The sequence below is a fragment of the Leuconostoc palmae genome (assembly GCF_019656075.1).
Taxonomy (GTDB): Bacteria; Bacillota; Bacilli; order Lactobacillales; family Lactobacillaceae; genus Leuconostoc; species Leuconostoc palmae.
The window spans coordinates 17,799-35,058 of sequence record NZ_BPKZ01000008.1; the positions used below are offsets into that span (position 1 = coordinate 17,799).

Here is a 17,260-nt window from a genome sequence, read left to right on the forward strand (position 1 = left end):
TGGGATAAATATCATGACAACAACAAAACTATGGGGCGGACGGTTTACCGCTAAAGCAGAAGAGTGGGTTGATGAATTTGGTGCGTCAATTCATTTTGATCAACAGATGGCAGCCGAAGATATTGAAGGATCAATTGCGCATGCTAAGATGCTTGGTAAACAAGGCATTATAGCTTCATCTGAATCAGAACAGATTATTGCTGGACTAAAAGCGTTACAAAAAGAACTCGAACAGGGAGACCTAATATTCGATGTTAAAAATGAAGACATTCATATGAACATTGAATCATTGTTAACTAAAAAAATTGGTACAGTAGCTGGTAAGTTGCATACCGCACGATCGAGAAATGATCAAGTGGCGACTGATTTTCATTTATGGGTAAAGCATAGATTACCAGAAGTGCTTAACGTATTAACGGAATTACAACAAACGCTATTAGCATTAGCTACTAAGCACGCAGGGACTATTATGTCCGGATACACTCACTTACAGCATGCACAGCCTATTACGTATGGACACTATCTTTTAGCTTATTTTGAAATGATTCAAAGAGATTATGAACGTTTCCAATTTAATCAAAAGCATACTGATTTATCACCATTAGGTTCTGCCGCCCTAGCTGGGACAACTTTTCCTATCGATAGAGAGTTTGTAGCCGAAGAATTAGGTTTTTCAGATATTTACCATAACTCACTAGATGCTGTATCAGATCGTGACTTTGCACTAGAATTCTTATCTAATGCGTCGATATTGATGATGCATTTATCTAGAATGGCAGAGGAAATGATTTTATGGTCTACTTATGAGTTCAACTACATTGAGTTATCGGATGATTTTTCAACTGGTTCATCAATTATGCCTCAAAAGAAGAATGCTGATTTTGCTGAGCTTGTTCGCGGTAAAACAGGTCGAACTTATGGTTCACTGATGGCACTTTTAACAACTATGAAATCATTACCTCTTGCATACAATAAAGATATGCAAGAAGATAAAGAACAAGTATTTGATGTTATGGATACAGTGATTGCATCGATTAAAATTTTTTCGGGTATGCTTAGTGGATTGACCGTTCATGAAGCGCGTATGTTGGCAAGTACACAAGACGATTTTTCAAATGCAACAGAATTAGCTGATTATTTAGCAACAAAAGGGGTACCTTTTCGTCAAGCACATGCTATTGTTGGGCAACTTGTGCTAGAGGGTATTCAACAGCATGTCCCATTACAAAAAATGTCGTTAGCGGTTCTTCAAAGCGCAGCACCAGAAATTGAGGACGATATTTATCAAGTCTTGCAATCAGAAACAGCTGTCAATCGCCGTACGTCTATTAGTGGTACCGCAGTTGAAAATGTTAAAAAAGAAATTTTACGACATAAAGCAATGTTGGAGGTGCGCTAATGAAATCTCATTTTCAAGGTAAGTCGTTTTTAAAGGAGAGTGATTTCAATCAAACTGAATTAGAAACATTAATTGACTTAGCCGCTCATTTTAAGTATTTAAAAAAGCAAAATATACCGCATCCGTACTTGCAAGGTAAAAATATTGCTTTGTTATTTGAAAAAACATCAACTCGTACTCGATCAAGTTTTACTATAGCAGCTAATGATCTTGGTGCGCATGCTGAATTTTTAGGACAACATGACATTCAATTTGGAAAGAAGGAGTCATTAGAAGATACTGCGAAGGTGTTTGGCCGCTTGTATGATGCGATAGAGTATCGAGGTTTTTCTCAAAATACGGTTGAAAAATTAGCTGAATTTTCAGGTGTACCAGTTTGGAATGGGTTGACAGATGATTGGCACCCTACACAGATGTTAGCTGATTTTCTAACAATTAAAGAGCATTTTGGAAACTTTAAAGGTTTGACATTAGCTTATTTGGGAGATGGTAGAAATAATGTTGCTAATTCATTATTGGTGACAGGAGCAATTTTAGGCGTCAATATTAACATTGTGTCCCCAACAGATTTACAACCAACAAATGATATTCAAAGCATTGCTAATGATCGGGCATTGAAATCAGGTGCTAAGTTGCTAATCACTGATAATATCCAAAAGGGTGTTGAGGGAGTCGATGTGTTATATACTGATGTTTGGGCTTCAATGGGTGAAGAAAGTAGTTTTGAAGAGCGAATAAAGTTGTTATTACCTTATCAAATTAATCAACAAATTGTTGATATGACAAAAAATAACAATACTATTGTCTTACATGATTTACCAGCATTTCATGACCTCAATACGACAATGTCACAAGAAATATATAATCAATTTGGTATTACTGAAATGGAAATTACTGATGAAGTGTTTAATGCAAACTATGCTCACCAGTTTGATCAAGCAGAGAATCGCCTGCACACAATTAAAGCTGTGATGGCTGCTACTCTTGGTCATCTATTTATTCTTTAAAAAAGCGAGTTAACTTTAAGTTAGCTCGCTTTTTCGTTGATATTGACTGTAAAGTGTAAATAATATTAATGCCAAAATAGAGAAAGTTGTCAAACAGATGATACCAATTCTAGAACCTATAACAATACCATCAGCAGAATTTCGATTAATTGATTGTGTTAAAATTTGCGCAGCAGTAGCAGTGGCAGCAGCACCAATAAATTGTTGTGTTGTATTTAAAATACTATTGCCATCTGCTGTTTGACTGAGTGGCAATGCACCCAAGGAAACTGTCATTAAGTTAGCGTATGCTAAACCAACACCTATCATCAGGAACATATGTAACAACAATAGTGTCCAAAATGTTAAGTGATTAAACACAATAATTAATAACACTAAAGCAACAGTTGAAATAGCCAAACCTATAAAGATGGGATAAAATTTACCCAATTTATCGAGTAAACTACCTGCAATAGGGGCCAACAGTGCACTGATTAAGGCACCAGGTAGCATAAATAACCCTGAAACTGTTGCATCTTCTTGCAAATGAAGTTGAATGTAGTTGGGCAATATAAAAGACAAGCCTAATAAAATAGCTTGATAAACTAGAAACCCATACATATATATATTAAATGCATTGTTTTTAAATAAATTGAGTTGCACAATTTTATGTTGACGATTAAATTTATAAAAAACCAAAAGTGCTAGAAAACTAATTAACAAAAGTATAAGAGAAGATTGTTCAATGGAAAGTAGCAGTGACCCCAATCCAATAGTTAGTAGTATAAATGTGGCACTGGGAAATTTTTCTTGAATAGGAACTGATTCACTAGGAATACTAATGGTTCCAAGAATAAATGAAATGATAATAATCATAACTAGAAACCAAAAAATTGAACGCCAGCCTAATGTATTGAGCAAAATACCACCGTAAGTTGGACCAATCGCCGGTGCTAACGAGGTGATCATACTACCGATTCCCATCATCATACCACGTTTGTCTTTTGGCGAACGTGTCAAAATAATATGAAACATCAGAGGTAAAGCAATTCCTGTACCAATGCCTTGAAGTATACGACCACCAAGTAGCATACTTAGTGAAAAAGATAAACCGTTTAAAATGACACCTAATAAGAATAAAATATTAGCCGTAATAAAAAGTTTGCGAGTGGAAATATTTCGAATTAAGTAGGCTGAAATGGGCACGATAACAGCAATTGCTAACAAATACCCCGTAGTAACCCATTGAATACCATTGGCATTGGTATGAAATTCAATCATTAGTTTGGGAAAGGTCACATTCATTGCAGTTTCAATTAAAACACCGCTAAAACTTAAAATACCAGAAGCTATTATTGCGGGAATAACATGCCATTGTTTGTTGTTCATAAGTGTAACTCCTTAAAAAATAAAAAGAGGTGTGACATTATCTTAAGATAATGTCACGCCTCTTTTATCGGCACATACTTATATGTGCTATCTGTACGAAATCATTAATTATAACTTAACAAACAATAAGATAGGTTGTCAAGTTTCAGTTTTATATTTTTAATTGAGAGACTAAATCAGCTTCAGGTGTGACATATATTGTTTGTTGTCCTTCAAAAATAACAAAACCTGGTTTTGAACCGTTTGGTTTTCTTAGTTTACCGACTGGTAAATAATCTACTGGAACATTGGCAGAGTCACGTGCCTTGCTATAATAAGCGGCTAATTTAGCTGCTTGCATCAACGTTTCATCAGATGGGTTATCATTGTGAATGATAACGTGAGAGCCTGGTAATTTTTGGACGTGTAACCAGATGAACCGTTTATCAGGTTGTTTCAAAGATAAGCGTTCATTTTGTAGATTATTTTTTCCTACTTCGATAATAGTGCCGTCTGTACTTTGAAACTTATCTGGTTTAGATATTTTTGGTTTTTGTTTATTCTTTTTATTCGCACGGATATATCCGCCGGTTGTTAATTCTAGTCGTATGTCTTCAACGTCTTTTGGTGAAGCGACTTCTAATTGGGAGACAATGGTATTAAAATAATCAATTTCACTATCTGTAATGGCGAGCTGTTCATTAACGTAATCGACAGCTGTTCGTAATTTACGATATTTATTGAAATACTTTTCGGCATTTTTTAAACCATTTAATTTTGGATCTACAGGTATCGTTAATAGGTTATTGTTATCGTAATAGTTTTCAATATCAACTGAAGTCATACCTTTACTCACAAGGTGAGGGTAGGTAATGAGTAAATCACCCATTACTTTCAAAGCGTTGGCATTTTCTGCATCATCTAATGTAGCTAATAATTTTTTACGTTTCGAAGTATTTTTTTTCAGTTCATTTTTAACAATACGGACAAGAGAACCAGCTTGTTGATTAACACGTTCACGTTCTGCCTTACCGATATAGTAAGCATCTAGCATATCACCCAATGTTTTAAAGTACTGTTTTGAATCTTCGGATTGTTCCCAGTCAATTGCTGAATAACGTAATTGGCCATTTTTTGATGTGAATAATGTTGGCTTCGGATGGTTAAAACTACTTAACCAATTTTGAGCATTAATCATTCGATCACCAGTATTTTGTAAAACAGAGGATAGTGATGCAGCAGACTCTCTACTAAATCCTTGGTAAGTTGTTTGTATATACTTTAACCAATCGCTAGTTGGGCGATCTAGAATCATGGGAGCTAGAAGGTCGAGGCTGTTTGAGAAAGGATTAATATTATATTGCTTAGGAGGTAAGGTGTAAGTGGCACCAGGCATTAATGATCTGACACGATTTTGATCAGCAGGAACATGTTTAATAAGTTCTAAAATACGTGAATCATTTTCTCTAACTAAAAATAAATTAGAGTGGCGCCCCATCATTTCTAGTGTGAGTCGAATTTCTTGTATATCACCTAATTCATCTCTAGAATTAACGTAGAAATTAATAATTCTATCATTTTCTACTTGAACTACTTTTTGAAGTATTGCCCCTTCTAGATAGCGTCGCAAAAACATGACAAAGTTGGGTGCTGTCTGTGGGTTTTCGTATGGAATATGAGTAATCTGAGCACGAGCATAAGTAGGATGCGCACTTAATAATACAGGGTAATTGATACTGTTCTTTCGAATGACCAAAACAATTTCATTTGGATAGGGTTGATGAACTTTTGTAATGCGTCCGCCAACAATATGTTCGTTGAACTCATGAACAAGTGCATGAGTGAATAAGCCGTCTAATGGCATAACTTTTTACCTCTTTTTATGTAAATAATAAAAAAGTCACTTTAAACAATAAAAGTGACCAAGATCATGATGATTAAATTATTTTGGATCCGTGAACTTCATTGACACCTAAAGTATCTGCTATCATTTGAGCATTTTTTGAGGTAATACCGCCACCTGGTAAGATAGTTATATTTGCAGGTGCTGAATTAACCAGTGTTTGAATTTTTGGTAGGTAGTCTGTAATAGGATTTTCTAATGTACCACCATGCATTAGAATACGTTTAACATTATGATCTGCTAACCATTGAATTGCCGTGAGTTGTAATTCGTCATCGATGTCGTCAAAAGCCATATGCATAATAACTTCCAAGTTAAGATTATGCGCATGGTTTATTAGTGTTGTCATAGCTTCATAATCTAATTGATGATCTCTAACGACACCAAATGTGACAAATTGACCACCTAGGTCAGCAATTTGTTGTAAATTTTCTTGCATTTGCTGAAGTTCTTCTTCAGAATATGCAAAATCACCGCTCCGAGGGCGTACCATAATTACAACTGGAACGTCTTCTATGGCAATTAATGTATCAATAATTGTACGGGTATCAGGTGTTAGACCACCCAAATCTAATTGGCTGTTTAATTCAATTCGGTTGGCGCCTTTTAGGCGCGCCTGTTTGGCAGCTTCAACAGAGTCAACAGCTACTTCTCTAATTGTAATTGTCATATTACTATTTTACCACAAAAATGACAAAAATATTTTTTTATCATGTATATCCTATTTTTAAGAATAAATTTGTATAACAGAAAAACCACTCCTAGAGTAGAAGTGGTTTTTATTGAAATTACTTTTCAATAACTTGCTTTCCGTTATAAACACCAGAAGGTGATACACGATGAGCAACACGGTATTCACCAGTTGTCTTGTCCAAAACAATGTTAGGAACATTCAAACCGATGTGTCCGCGGCGGTTACGCTTATGAGACTTTGAGTTCTTGTTTGATGGGGTAGCCATAATGGCACCTCCTTTCGTTTCAATTTATCAACTAGTCAAGTTTATCTAAATTTAAGAAGTTTGTCAATAGTTTTTTTAAATTAATGTCAAGTGTATCTACTTGACATTATCCTATTAAGTGGACTAAGTGTAGTAAGGTGGACTAAATCATTTTGCCCATGTATCTGTTTGGTGTAATATCAAAGAAATCATAGGTTGCTAATTCACTAGCTGATAGCACGTGTGCATCAGTACCAAATGAGAGCATTAAGTTAATAGGATGTGCATTAATGTCTCCAGCAAAGACAGAAACAACTGGCGTATTAGAAGCAACTGAGTAACCCAGTTCCATTGCTGTACCTGAATCTGGATTCTCTGCTTCAAAAATTGCGACAGTTAAGTCTGAATTATCTATTGCTTTAATATCTGACTTATAAGTCATGGCACCCCATTCAAAATCAGGTTCGTTATTTGATTCGCTTAAGGCAACGCCACCATATTGATGCAATAATGGTACATGGATATGGGCAATCGAAGGGTTTTTGCTGAGATTAATAAAAGCATCCTTTAGTAATTGTTCTTGCTTATCAGAAAACCAACCAGCAGCTAAATAAATATTTTTGGCACCTGGTAATTTCTTAGTATGATCAATCGTGCGATTGATTTTTTCGAGTTCTGTAATGAGTTGTACTTCGTTCATGTCAAGCTCCTTAATGGTGTAGTGTAGCTAATGATGCCTTATTATTTCAGATATAAAAGACAATATTAACCAAATATAAACTGTCTATAAACCATTTTATCTTATTAAGATCAATTTTAAAAACATACAATAGAATTAGTGATTGCTAACTATTCTATGATACACTTAAATTACTATAATAATGAGGAGTAACGTGTTTTTTATTTTAAAACACAACAAAGACATGTTTTTAATCGATTTCATTCTTCATATTGACGCTCACATTGCAACGCTTGTGACACAGTTTGGACCATGGACCTACTTGATCTTATTTGCGATTATCTTTATTGAAACTGGTATTGTCATTATGCCGTTTCTTCCTGGAGATTCTTTACTTTTTGCAGCAGGTGCTGTTGCTGCGACACCAGCAGGGATAGCTGCTGGATTGAATCATTGGGTTTTTATGGTTTTATTTTTTGTCGCAGCCGTTGCGGGAGATGTACTCAATTTTTGGATTGGGCGTACTGGTGGATATCAATTGGTCAAGCACCCACTTATTGGTCGTTTTATCAAAGAATCACACATACGTGAAGCAGAAGGTTTTTTTGAAAAACATGGCGCAATGGCAATTATTATTGGTCGATACATGCCAATTGTGCGTACATTTGTACCGTTTGTTGCTGGTATCAGTCAATTCTCTTTTACTCACTTTTTAAGAAATAATATTATTGCTGCTTTTTCTTGGAGTCTCATTGCGACTGGAGCAGGATATATGTTTGGTAATATACCGTTTGTTAAAGAACACTTTTCCATTATTATTCTTGGCATTGCTTTTGTCACGTTATTACCTACAATCATTGGTGTTATTCGTTCAATTTTGTTAAACCATCGTGAAAAAAAAATTAAAGAAAATAATAAGTAAAGCTGCCGTAGGGTAGCTTTTTTTAGTATAATAGGAACTATGAATAACTTAAAAAAATTACAAAAAATAACTCAAATTTCATCAGAAGAGATTGTTGATGCGCTTGACATTAACCTTGAATTACTACAAGAGTGGCAACGAGATGGTAGTGTACCAACTGTTGCGGAATTAGAAGCTTTGATTGGTATTTTTTCTAGTCAGTTAGATGCACGAGGCATTGAGCTACAAACGGCAAACCATCCCATCCACATACGATTATCTATCGATTATCTATTAAATCTAGGCATTACCATGTCTGATTGGATTACTTTAAAGTGGGCATTTGAAGGTGATTGGAATAATGCCAAATTAGCCGTTGGTTTTTTCGATCAAGGTAAATTAACACGTATTGTCAGTTCAAATCAGGAATTTGTTGAAGCTTTTGCAGGCTATTTAATCTTACAAACTGAAGGTGAATTTGAACCTTACATAGATGAATTTGATAATGATAAGATCTATGACTGGCGATTACTTAAAGTATCAAGTGATGAGTATTTTGAAGATGTGACGCAACAAATCATTACAACTGATATGCAGGAGATAAGCATGTGACTGAAAATATTATATTAGCAACTGACGCTTATAAATTAACGCACCATTTACAATATCCTGAGAATATTACAAAACTTTATTCATATGGAGAAGCTAGAATTGGTAGTTTTTTTGATACTGTGAGTTGGTTTGGCATGTCCATGATTTTAAACGATTATTTTACCACACCAGTCACTACTCAAATGATAGATGATGCCGAAAAAGTAGCATTTGAAACTTTTGGTACCAATACATATTTTAATCGTACGGTTTGGGAAAAGGTACGTGATTTAGGTTACTTCCCTGTCAAAATTAAAGCGCTACCAGAAGGCATGGTAGTACCAGTTGGTAATGCTTTATTTACGATTGAATCCACCGAGCCTTGGTTTGCTACTAGTTTGAATGCTCTAGAAGTTGTTTTGATGCATGTTTGGTATCCAACTACTATTGCTACAAACTCAATGTATATCAAAAAGGAACTAATGCCTTTATATGAAAAAAGTGGTTCTTTAGAAAATATTTTGCTTGCAGTAAATGATTTTGGTCTACGAGGAGCAGCATCACTTGAATCTGGTAAAAGGGGTGGTGCTGCTCATTTATTACATTTTTTAGGGTCAGATAATTTAGCTGCATCTAGATATTTTGAAACAGTTTATGCGGTTCCAGGAAGAGCATTATCTGTTTGGGCAACAGAACATTCAGTTGCAACATCATATGGTTCAGGAAAGGGCGAGTTTGACTATGTTAATGCACAGTTAGATCGTGCACCAGATGATGCTATATTATCGATTGTGATTGATTCGTATGATGCTTTGAATTTTATAGACAAAGTTATTGGTTCAGACAGCATTAAAGAACGTATTATTAAACGTGCAGGACGTGTTGTATTGAGACCAGATTCTGGGGATCCTGAAACAATTGATTTAGCTGTTTTGGAGAAACTAGCTGACATATTTGGTACGCATCTAAACAGTAAAGGGTATCGGTTGCTAAACCATAACGTTGGCATTATTCAAGGTGATGGTATGAAGGCTGACACAATTATTAATCTATACCAAACCTTAGTTGACAATGGTTGGTCTGCCGATAATTTAGTTGTCGGATCTGGGGGTGGTTTGTTACAAGAAGGATTTACACGTGATACACAAAGATTTGCCATTAAAGCTTCTTATGCTGAAACAGAGACTGGTAAATCAATTGCTATTCAAAAAAATCCCAAAACGGATCAAACAAAAGTTTCCAAGTCAGGACTGTTAAAAGTCATTGAAAAAGACGGTCAAATTATTACGGTGTCACAAGATGAACCAGGGCATAACTTGTTAGAAACTGTTTATGACAATGGTGTTTTATCAGAAATTGATGGTAGAAACATCATTGAACGTGCGTCACATCTATAGAAAAGGAACGTTTAAATGCATTATCAGTTCAAAAAAGAAAGTGAAATTAATCAAGACGTAACGATTGACAAGTTAGACGTTAAGTCTGCTGCCCAAGCATATCGAGAACTTGAAATCAGAGAGCATAAACCTAAAAGTGTTGAAGATAGAACAATTGTTGGTAAAGGAGTGCAGGCTCTGGCAACTGAGTCCGCTATTGGCAAAGATGAGCGTAAAATTAAAGTGCAATCTTTGTTCAATCAAGGGATGACAAGTTATATTGATTTAGCCTTTGAGATGAACCTTTCGGAAACCACAATTCGTCAATATGGGAAAGAATTAGGATTAAATTTTATTGATACAGAATATTAAAAAATTGACATTTTATTCAAAGTAAGTTATTATAAAAACATAATAAAATTAAAATTTCACATAGAGGTCGCGATTGACATAAGTATCTAAACTATACTGATCTATTAGAGTACAGTTGAGAAAAAGGGGATATCGCCGAAATAGGTAATTTCTTAAGATTTTGCCTATTGGGCTAACAATTAATAGTTGTTAGACTGTCGTTAGGTACTAACGGTGAGCTATGGAAACTGTCAAAAATGCTAAATTATAAAAAGCCTTTTGTACGTGATCATGTCTCGAACAGAAGGCTTTTTATTGTGTTTTGGGGTTGATTATAGAACCTGTCTGGGAGGGCATATGAATTATCCAACAAATGACCAAGGACATTTAACTATTGAGGGTGTTGATGCTGTTGAGTTAGCTAAAGAATATGGAACACCACTTTATGTTTATGATGTATCACATATCAGGCGCACAATGCGTGCTTTCAAGGCGATTTTTGAAAAAGAAAATGTACCTTATGTTGTTAGCTATGCTTCTAAATCCTTTGCTACAAAAGCTATTTATCAAGTGGCGCAGCAAGAAGGAATTCATGCGGATATTGTTTCGGGGGGAGAGTTATATACGGCCTTGAAGGCAAGGTTTAATCCAAAACATCTAAGTTTTAATGGCAACAACAAAAGTTTAGAAGAACTTAAATTTGCATTAGAAAGTGGTGTCGGGACAATTATTGTTGATAATTTTCTAGAATTAAATTTACTTTCTGAATTAGCACAAGAATATAATCTTGTTCAAGACATTTTGCTACGTATTTCGCCAGGAATTTCAGCCCATACTCATGAGTTTATTAGCACTGGTCAACAAGATTCTAAGTTTGGCTTTGATTTGTTAACTGGTCAAGCTAAAGAAGCTTATGATATAGCTATTGCAGATGCCAATCTTAATTTAAAGGGTGTGCATGCACATATTGGTTCACAAATATTTGATGTCACTGGTTTTGAAAAAAATGCTGCCTTACTAGCCGAAACAGCGTACAGTTGGGGATGGCAACCAAATATTATTAATGTGGGTGGTGGGTTTGGTATTCGGTATACCAATACTGATTCACCATTACCTGAAAGTGACTATGTGAGTGCCATTATTCAAACTTTGAAAAAGAAGTCGGAAGAATACAAGTGGTCTATGCCTGAAATATGGATTGAACCTGGACGTTCTGTTGTTGGAACGGCTGGACAAACGTTATATACAATTGGTTCTCGCAAAGATATTCCTGATTTGCGCCATTATTTATCGGTTGACGGTGGTATGGGTGATAATATTCGTCCTGCATTATATCAAGCTGATTACGAAGCGTTATTGGCAAATAGACCCAATGATACACCAAAAGAAATAGTGCGAGTTGCAGGGAAATATTGTGAATCTGGTGATATGTTAGTTTTGGAACAAGGATTACCTGAAACTAAGCCTGGAGATATACTTTCAGTCCTATCTACTGGTGCATATGGCTATGCCATGGCTTCAAATTATAATCGCAACCCACGTCCCGCAGTTGTTTTTGTGGAAAATGGGCATCATCAGTTAGTCGTTGCCAGAGAGTCTTACAAGCATTTAATTGCTTTAGATTATGATTACAACATTCAGTAAAAAAACTAAGCTGAACATATTAATTTAAATGGAGAAAAAAGATGTCAACAAGTACAAATGAAGCGCAACAATTAATTGATTTTATAGCAAATGCCAAAAAAGTAACACCTATTAAAGTGACTTATAAGGGCGCATTAAGTCAAGAAGTTCCTGAAACAGTACAACAATTTGGCGGTGTTTCATTTGGTCAATTAATTGGTGACTGGTCCGACATAAAGCCACTGATTGCTACATTGCCTGCTGAAAATATATTTATTGAAAATGATGCTAGAAATTCTGCAGTACCATTACTAGATAAGAAAAATATAAATGCTCGTATCGAACCAGGTGCAATTATTCGTGATCAGGTAGCTATTGGTGATAATGCAGTTATTATGTTGGGTGCAGTGATCAATATTGGGGCTGAAATTGGATCGGGAACTATGATAGATATGGGTGCTATTTTAGGTGGTAGAGCGATTGTTGGTAGCAATTCTCATATTGGGGCTGGAGCAGTCTTAGCTGGTGTGATTGAGCCAGCATCAGCAGAACCAGTTCGTATTGGTGATAATGTTTTAGTTGGTGCAAATGCTGTAGTCATTGAAGGTGTTCAGGTGGGTGACGGAGCAGTCGTTGCCGCAGGTGCAATTGTAACAAAAGACGTACCGGCTAATACTGTTGTAGCTGGTGTCCCAGCAAAAGTAATTAAAAAAATTGATTCACAGACACAACAAAAGACAGCCCTAATTGATGCCTTACGAGGTTTATAATGAACAACGTATCATTTGAAGAGTTACAAAAATATCGTCGTGATCTACATCAAATTCCTGAACTAGCGTTAGAAGAATTTGAAACGCATCAATATCTTTTAAATGAGATAAAATCATTTAAAACAGACTTTATGACGATTAGGACTGTAGAGGAGCTTCCGACTGCCATTTTAGTAAGATTCAAAGGTAGTAGTCCTAAAAAAACAATTGGTTATCGTACGGACATTGATGGGTTACCAATTTTAGAAGAAACAGAGTTATCGTTTAAATCAACGCACAAGGGGCATATGCATGCGTGTGGTCACGATGTGCATATGACAATTGCTTTGGCTTTAGTGAAATATTTTAGTATAAATCAACCTAAAGACAATTTAATTGTATTTTTTCAACCGGCCGAAGAAGCAAAAAGTGGTGGTAAGTTAGCTTATGACTTAGGACTTTTTCAAGATGAATGGCGGCCAGATGAATTTTATGGTATTCATGATCAGCCATCTTTGCCAGCGGGGACTTTGAGTACATTAGATGGCACGTTGTTTGCTGGTACTGCTGAATTAAAAGTTGATGTTATTGGTAAAGGTGGGCATGCAGCTTATCCACATTTAGTAAAAGATCCAATCGTGACTGCGGCAGAACTTATTATACAATTACAAACGGTAGTTTCTCGTTCTGTCGATCCAATTCAAGGTGGTGTTGTAAGTATAGGTGTCATTAATGGTGGATTTGCTAACAATGTCATTCCTAATCAAGTACATTTTGAAGGAACGGTACGTAGTATGACCAAACAAGGTTTAGATCTTATGGTCAAACGTATTAATGAAATAGTCCATGGCGTTGCAATATCTAATGATGTGACGATAAATGTCGAACTAGAAAGTGGTAGTTACTTACCAGTAGAAAATAATCATTTACTTGCTGAAGAAGTGATTAATTTCATGGAAAAAAATGATGACATTGATTTTAAATTAGCACAACCAGCAATGACTGGAGAAGACTTTGGTTATTTGTTGCAACAGATTCCAGGTGTCATGCTCTGGCTTGGGGTAAATGACAATCATTCGCTTCATAGTTCAAAGTTATCAATTGATGAAGAAGCTTTATTACCAGGCTTTAATGCCCTTAAAGCGTTGTTAATTTGGCGGATGTCATCTGAATATTAGGGGAAAATCATGTACGATAATACACAACTTATTACGGCAATCATTACACCTTTTGATGATGAAAATAACGTAGATTATTTAGCGTTAACTAAAGTAATTGATTATTTACTCGATACTGGCTCGCAAGGTTTTGTTGTTGCTGGGACAACGGGTGAATCACCAACTTTAACGCACAATGAAAAGTTAGAACTCACGAAGTATATCGCAAATTATGTTCCAAAAAATATTTTAATTATAGCTAATGCTGGTACCAATAATACTTTGGAATCCATTAAAAATGCGCAAGAATTAAGTGACATTGAAAATGTTGATGCAATTTTAGCGGTAACCCCTTATTACAATAAGCCAAGCCAGCGTGGTATGATTGCTCATTTTGAAGCGATTGCTAATGCATCAAGTAAACCAGTTATGTTATATAATATTCCTGGAAGATCAGCTGTGGGGTTAACTGTTGAAAGTGTGATAACTTTAGCTCAGCATCCAAACATTAATGCTATTAAAGAAACCACATCAGCAGAATTTATGGCAGCAGAAATTGAGGCTACTCAAGATCTTGATTTTGCAGTTTATACGGGTGAGGATGCTCAAACGTTAACCGCATTTGTACAAGGAGGTGCTGGCACAATTTCAGTCGCTTCTCATTTATATGGTGCTGAAATGACAGCGCTATTTACCGCACTAGCAGTTGGAAATTGGCAAGAAGCAGGAGAATTACAGCGTTATCTGACTCCTAAAATGAATGCATTATTTGCTTTTCCATCGCCAGCACCTGTGAAAGCTAAGTTGAGTGATAAGGGACTTATTAATAATAAAACAAGATTACCTATTTTACCTTTAAATATAGAAGAAAAAAATGAATTAAACAAGTTGTTGGAGGAATTTTAATGGTTGATGTTATTTTGTCAGGCGGTTTTGGAAAACTTGGGCAAGCCATTTTAAAAGGCTTTCAAGAATCAGAATACAAGGTTGTGGGTATCTTGAGTGGGCATGTACATGAAAATGAGAATGTGCCATGTCCTGTATGGACTAGCCTTGACGACATCAATATTAGCGCTGATATATTTCTAGATGTTAGTACACCTTCTACCGTATACGATAACGCTCAGTGGGCAATCAAACATAATATGGCACTAGTAGTAGGAACTACAGGTTTGCAAGAATCTCAAATTAGGTACCTAGAGGAAAATACAAAAAAAGGTGTTGTTATAGCTCCTAACTTCAGTTTGTCTGCTGTATTATTAATGAAGTTTGCCCAGTTAGCGGCTGAATATTTTCCAGATGTTGAGATTGTAGAAGCCCATAACCCTAAAAAAGTTGATTCACCATCGGGGACTGCCATACAAACAGCCAAGCTAATTAGTCTGGGAAGATCACAAGTACCACAACAGACTAAAGATGGATTATCTCGTGGTGAAAAAGCCTTTGATGTGCCAATTCATGCACTTCGTTTACCTGGATATATTGCTGAACAGACCGTTTATTTTGGCGGAGTTGATGAGCAGTTAACTTTAAAACAAAGTACAACTAGTAGAACAGCTTTTGTACCTGGTGTTATTCGTGCCTTAGATGGGGTACAAAAAATTGATCATTTAGTTGTTGGTTTAGAGCATTTATTATAAAACAGAGTACTTCAAAATTAGCGTAATGCTTTTTTTTTTCGTACAATAGCTTTATGAAGACAATTACTAAAATTTCAACACAGAAACAAGCAGGTCGATATTCTATTGAATTAGATAAAAAATTTGCCTTTGGCGTTGCTGAAAGTGTATTGATTAAATACGGATTAGCTAAAGGTCGAGAATTAGATGAGAAACTTATTGAGCAGATCAAGCATGATGATGAAGTGGCAAAAGGCTTAAATGTAGCACTAAATTATTTAGGTCATACACTTCGGACAAAAAAGCAGATAAAACAAAAATTACATGAAAAATCAGTTAACGATAATGTACAAGAGCAAATTATGGACAAACTGCAATCACTAGGATATGTTGATGACAATAATTATGCGATACGATATGTGGCTACTAAAAAATTAATCACTCCTAAAGGGCCACAAGTCATACGACTTGCTTTAAAACAGGCTGGTGTATCTGATGAAATAATTGATAGTGCATTAGCAAACTATACTGACGATGAACAACTAGAGATTGCTTCAAAAATTGCTGAGAAAGCTTCAAGAAATTATAAGCGTGAATCAATTCAATTAAAAAAACAAAAAGTTATGCAGTATGTTGTTAGCAAAGGTTTTTCGTTTGCTATCGCTCAAGTCGTCAGTGATAATATTGAATTTAATAATTCAGTAAGCGAACAAGAGAATTTAAATCGGCAACTGTATAAACTTTGGCAAAAACATCAAACCGAAACTCCTGAACAAAGACGTTACAAGGTAAAGCGTCAATTGTATGTTAAAGGGTTTAATAGTGAGCTTATTGATAATGCTATAGCAGATTACGATACTGATTTTTTTTGAAAAGCATGAGAACTTTAGACGTTAAATCTATAATAATTTCTGTGGTCTATCATTCAATTATTATTTTTGGTACAATGAAATAGCATTCTATGTTTAGAAGAGTAGGTATGGTCATGAGTTATGATAAATCAAATCGCGGACCACGCGAAGGTGATTTCATCACGATCAAAAGTTATAAACATGACGGATCGCTGCATCGAACGTGGCGTGATACTATGGTATTAAAAACCAGTGAAAATGCCATTATTGGTTTAAACGATCATACTTTAGTAACTGAAGATGATGGTCGACGATGGGTAACAAGAGAACCAGCAATCGTTTATTTTCATAAAAAATATTGGTTTAATATTATTGCCATGATAAGAGAAAACGGAGTGTCATATTATTGTAATTTAGCCTCACCATTTGTTCTTGACAAGGAAGCGTTAAAATATATTGATTATGATTTGGATGTGAAAGTTTTTCCAAATGGAGAAAAACACTTATTAGATGCTGACGAATACGCTGCACATAGTAAAAAGTGGCACTATCCTCCAGAAATTGATAAGATTTTGAAAGCACATGTTAAGATTCTGGTAGATTGGATCAATGATGGCACTGGGCCGTTTTCACAAGGCTATATCGATGTTTGGTACGCTAGATATCAGTATTTGATGCAGCAACGTCTTAAAGATCGTCGTTGAAAAAAACACGCTATAATTTGCGTGTTTTTTTGTTGTGATAGAATAGGTTCAGATTAAGAAAAATA

At 35.4% G+C, this 17,260-nt stretch carries 18 protein-coding genes and 1 riboswitch; of the genes, 13 read left to right on the top strand and 5 right to left on the bottom strand.

The window, feature by feature from the left end; translation table 11 throughout:
- The first annotated feature begins 13 nt into the window (after positions 1–13).
- Both argH and argF read left to right on the top strand, forming a co-directional pair.
- Entirely contained in the window at positions 14–1,399 is a 1,386-nt protein-coding gene (gene argH / locus K5Q12_RS05290; RefSeq protein ID WP_220742668.1) for an argininosuccinate lyase, read from the top strand.
- Positions 1,399–2,406, top strand: a complete 1,008-nt coding sequence (gene argF, locus K5Q12_RS05295) for an ornithine carbamoyltransferase (RefSeq protein ID WP_220742669.1) — start codon at positions 1,399–1,401, stop codon at positions 2,404–2,406. Before argH ends, argF begins: the two co-directional genes overlap by 1 nt.
- A 15-nt stretch (positions 2,407–2,421) precedes the next feature.
- Here argF and K5Q12_RS05300 read toward each other — a convergent pair whose 3' ends face one another.
- From K5Q12_RS05300 to K5Q12_RS05320, 5 genes are all read right to left on the bottom strand, one after another.
- Positions 2,422–3,774, bottom strand: a complete 1,353-nt coding sequence (locus tag K5Q12_RS05300; RefSeq protein ID WP_220742670.1) for a DHA2 family efflux MFS transporter permease subunit — start codon at positions 3,772–3,774, stop codon at positions 2,422–2,424.
- Between the two features lie 151 nt (positions 3,775–3,925).
- Positions 3,926–5,617 (bottom strand): NFACT RNA binding domain-containing protein, encoded by a 1,692-nt coding sequence (locus K5Q12_RS05305; protein WP_220742671.1) that lies wholly within the window; start codon positions 5,615–5,617, stop codon positions 3,926–3,928.
- Between the two features lie 73 nt (positions 5,618–5,690).
- Positions 5,691–6,326, bottom strand: a complete 636-nt coding sequence (locus tag K5Q12_RS05310; RefSeq protein WP_220742672.1) for a copper homeostasis protein CutC — start codon at positions 6,324–6,326, stop codon at positions 5,691–5,693.
- A gap of 118 nt (positions 6,327–6,444) precedes the next feature.
- The gene (gene rpmF, locus K5Q12_RS05315) at positions 6,445–6,615 is read right to left on the bottom strand and encodes a 50S ribosomal protein L32 (protein WP_004901089.1); all 171 of its coding nucleotides are present in this window, start codon (positions 6,613–6,615) and stop codon (positions 6,445–6,447) included.
- 142 nt (positions 6,616–6,757) lie between these two features.
- Positions 6,758–7,294 (bottom strand): nucleoside 2-deoxyribosyltransferase, encoded by a 537-nt coding sequence (locus K5Q12_RS05320; RefSeq protein WP_220742673.1) that lies wholly within the window; start codon positions 7,292–7,294, stop codon positions 6,758–6,760.
- A gap of 223 nt (positions 7,295–7,517) precedes the next feature.
- Between K5Q12_RS05320 and K5Q12_RS05325 the strand changes: the two genes are divergently transcribed.
- The 11 genes from K5Q12_RS05325 (at position 7,518) to ntdP (ending at position 17,195) form a co-directional block, all read left to right on the top strand.
- A complete protein-coding gene (locus K5Q12_RS05325; RefSeq protein ID WP_220742742.1) occupies positions 7,518–8,195 on the top strand; it encodes a VTT domain-containing protein in 678 nt (225 codons plus the stop codon).
- A 39-nt stretch (positions 8,196–8,234) separates the two neighbouring features.
- On the top strand, positions 8,235–8,786 hold the full coding sequence (locus tag K5Q12_RS05330) for an XRE family transcriptional regulator (protein WP_220742674.1): 552 nt from the start codon (positions 8,235–8,237) through the stop codon (positions 8,784–8,786).
- Entirely contained in the window at positions 8,783–10,162 is a 1,380-nt protein-coding gene (locus K5Q12_RS05335; protein WP_220742675.1) for a nicotinate phosphoribosyltransferase, read from the top strand. The genes K5Q12_RS05330 and K5Q12_RS05335 overlap by 4 nt, the downstream gene beginning before the upstream one ends.
- Positions 10,163–10,177: 15 nt before the next feature.
- Entirely contained in the window at positions 10,178–10,513 is a 336-nt protein-coding gene (locus K5Q12_RS05340) for a hypothetical protein (protein ID WP_220742676.1), read from the top strand.
- Between the two features lie 53 nt (positions 10,514–10,566).
- Positions 10,567–10,742, top strand: a riboswitch (Lysine riboswitch).
- Between the two features lie 107 nt (positions 10,743–10,849).
- Positions 10,850–12,136 (top strand): diaminopimelate decarboxylase, encoded by a 1,287-nt coding sequence (gene lysA, locus K5Q12_RS05345; RefSeq protein WP_220742677.1) that lies wholly within the window; start codon positions 10,850–10,852, stop codon positions 12,134–12,136.
- Between the two features lie 41 nt (positions 12,137–12,177).
- The gene (gene dapD / locus K5Q12_RS05350; RefSeq protein ID WP_220742678.1) at positions 12,178–12,885 is read left to right on the top strand and encodes a 2,3,4,5-tetrahydropyridine-2,6-dicarboxylate N-acetyltransferase; all 708 of its coding nucleotides are present in this window, start codon (positions 12,178–12,180) and stop codon (positions 12,883–12,885) included.
- Positions 12,885–14,042 carry an N-acetyldiaminopimelate deacetylase gene (locus K5Q12_RS05355; protein ID WP_220742679.1) on the top strand — a complete coding sequence of 386 codons (1,158 nt, stop codon included), beginning with the start codon at positions 12,885–12,887 and terminating at the stop codon, positions 14,040–14,042. The genes dapD and K5Q12_RS05355 overlap by 1 nt, the downstream gene beginning before the upstream one ends.
- Positions 14,043–14,051: 9 nt before the next feature.
- Entirely contained in the window at positions 14,052–14,927 is an 876-nt protein-coding gene (gene dapA / locus K5Q12_RS05360) for a 4-hydroxy-tetrahydrodipicolinate synthase (protein ID WP_220742680.1), read from the top strand.
- On the top strand, positions 14,927–15,661 hold the full coding sequence (gene dapB / locus K5Q12_RS05365; protein WP_220742681.1) for a 4-hydroxy-tetrahydrodipicolinate reductase: 735 nt from the start codon (positions 14,927–14,929) through the stop codon (positions 15,659–15,661). The genes dapA and dapB overlap by 1 nt, the downstream gene beginning before the upstream one ends.
- Before the next feature lie 53 nt (positions 15,662–15,714).
- Complete coding sequence (recX, locus tag K5Q12_RS05370; protein WP_220742682.1) at positions 15,715–16,512, top strand: recombination regulator RecX; 798 nt, start codon at positions 15,715–15,717, stop codon at positions 16,510–16,512.
- 113 nt (positions 16,513–16,625) lie between these two features.
- Positions 16,626–17,195 (top strand): nucleoside tri-diphosphate phosphatase, encoded by a 570-nt coding sequence (ntdP, locus tag K5Q12_RS05375; protein WP_220742743.1) that lies wholly within the window; start codon positions 16,626–16,628, stop codon positions 17,193–17,195.
- The last annotated feature ends 65 nt before the right edge of the window (positions 17,196–17,260 follow it).

Excerpts from the sequence above, each read along its gene's own strand:
- argH (WP_220742668.1), top strand. The coding sequence starts at position 14 with ATGACAACAACAAAACTATGGGGCGGACGGTTTACCGCTAAAGCAGAA.
- argF (WP_220742669.1), top strand. The coding sequence starts at position 1,399 with ATGAAATCTCATTTTCAAGGTAAGTCGTTTTTAAAGGAGAGTGATTTC.
- K5Q12_RS05300 (WP_220742670.1), bottom strand. The coding sequence starts at position 3,774 with ATGAACAACAAACAATGGCATGTTATTCCCGCAATAATAGCTTCTGGT.
- K5Q12_RS05305 (WP_220742671.1), bottom strand. The coding sequence starts at position 5,617 with ATGCCATTAGACGGCTTATTCACTCATGCACTTGTTCATGAGTTCAAC.
- K5Q12_RS05310 (WP_220742672.1), bottom strand. The coding sequence starts at position 6,326 with ATGACAATTACAATTAGAGAAGTAGCTGTTGACTCTGTTGAAGCTGCC.
- rpmF (WP_004901089.1), bottom strand. The coding sequence starts at position 6,615 with ATGGCTACCCCATCAAACAAGAACTCAAAGTCTCATAAGCGTAACCGC.
- K5Q12_RS05320 (WP_220742673.1), bottom strand. The coding sequence starts at position 7,294 with ATGAACGAAGTACAACTCATTACAGAACTCGAAAAAATCAATCGCACG.
- K5Q12_RS05325 (WP_220742742.1), top strand. The coding sequence starts at position 7,518 with ATGTTTTTAATCGATTTCATTCTTCATATTGACGCTCACATTGCAACG.
- K5Q12_RS05330 (WP_220742674.1), top strand. The coding sequence starts at position 8,235 with ATGAATAACTTAAAAAAATTACAAAAAATAACTCAAATTTCATCAGAA.
- K5Q12_RS05340 (WP_220742676.1), top strand. The coding sequence starts at position 10,178 with ATGCATTATCAGTTCAAAAAAGAAAGTGAAATTAATCAAGACGTAACG.
- lysA (WP_220742677.1), top strand. The coding sequence starts at position 10,850 with ATGAATTATCCAACAAATGACCAAGGACATTTAACTATTGAGGGTGTT.
- dapD (WP_220742678.1), top strand. The coding sequence starts at position 12,178 with ATGTCAACAAGTACAAATGAAGCGCAACAATTAATTGATTTTATAGCA.
- K5Q12_RS05355 (WP_220742679.1), top strand. The coding sequence starts at position 12,885 with ATGAACAACGTATCATTTGAAGAGTTACAAAAATATCGTCGTGATCTA.
- dapA (WP_220742680.1), top strand. The coding sequence starts at position 14,052 with ATGTACGATAATACACAACTTATTACGGCAATCATTACACCTTTTGAT.
- dapB (WP_220742681.1), top strand. The coding sequence starts at position 14,927 with ATGGTTGATGTTATTTTGTCAGGCGGTTTTGGAAAACTTGGGCAAGCC.
- recX (WP_220742682.1), top strand. The coding sequence starts at position 15,715 with ATGAAGACAATTACTAAAATTTCAACACAGAAACAAGCAGGTCGATAT.
- ntdP (WP_220742743.1), top strand. The coding sequence starts at position 16,626 with ATGAGTTATGATAAATCAAATCGCGGACCACGCGAAGGTGATTTCATC.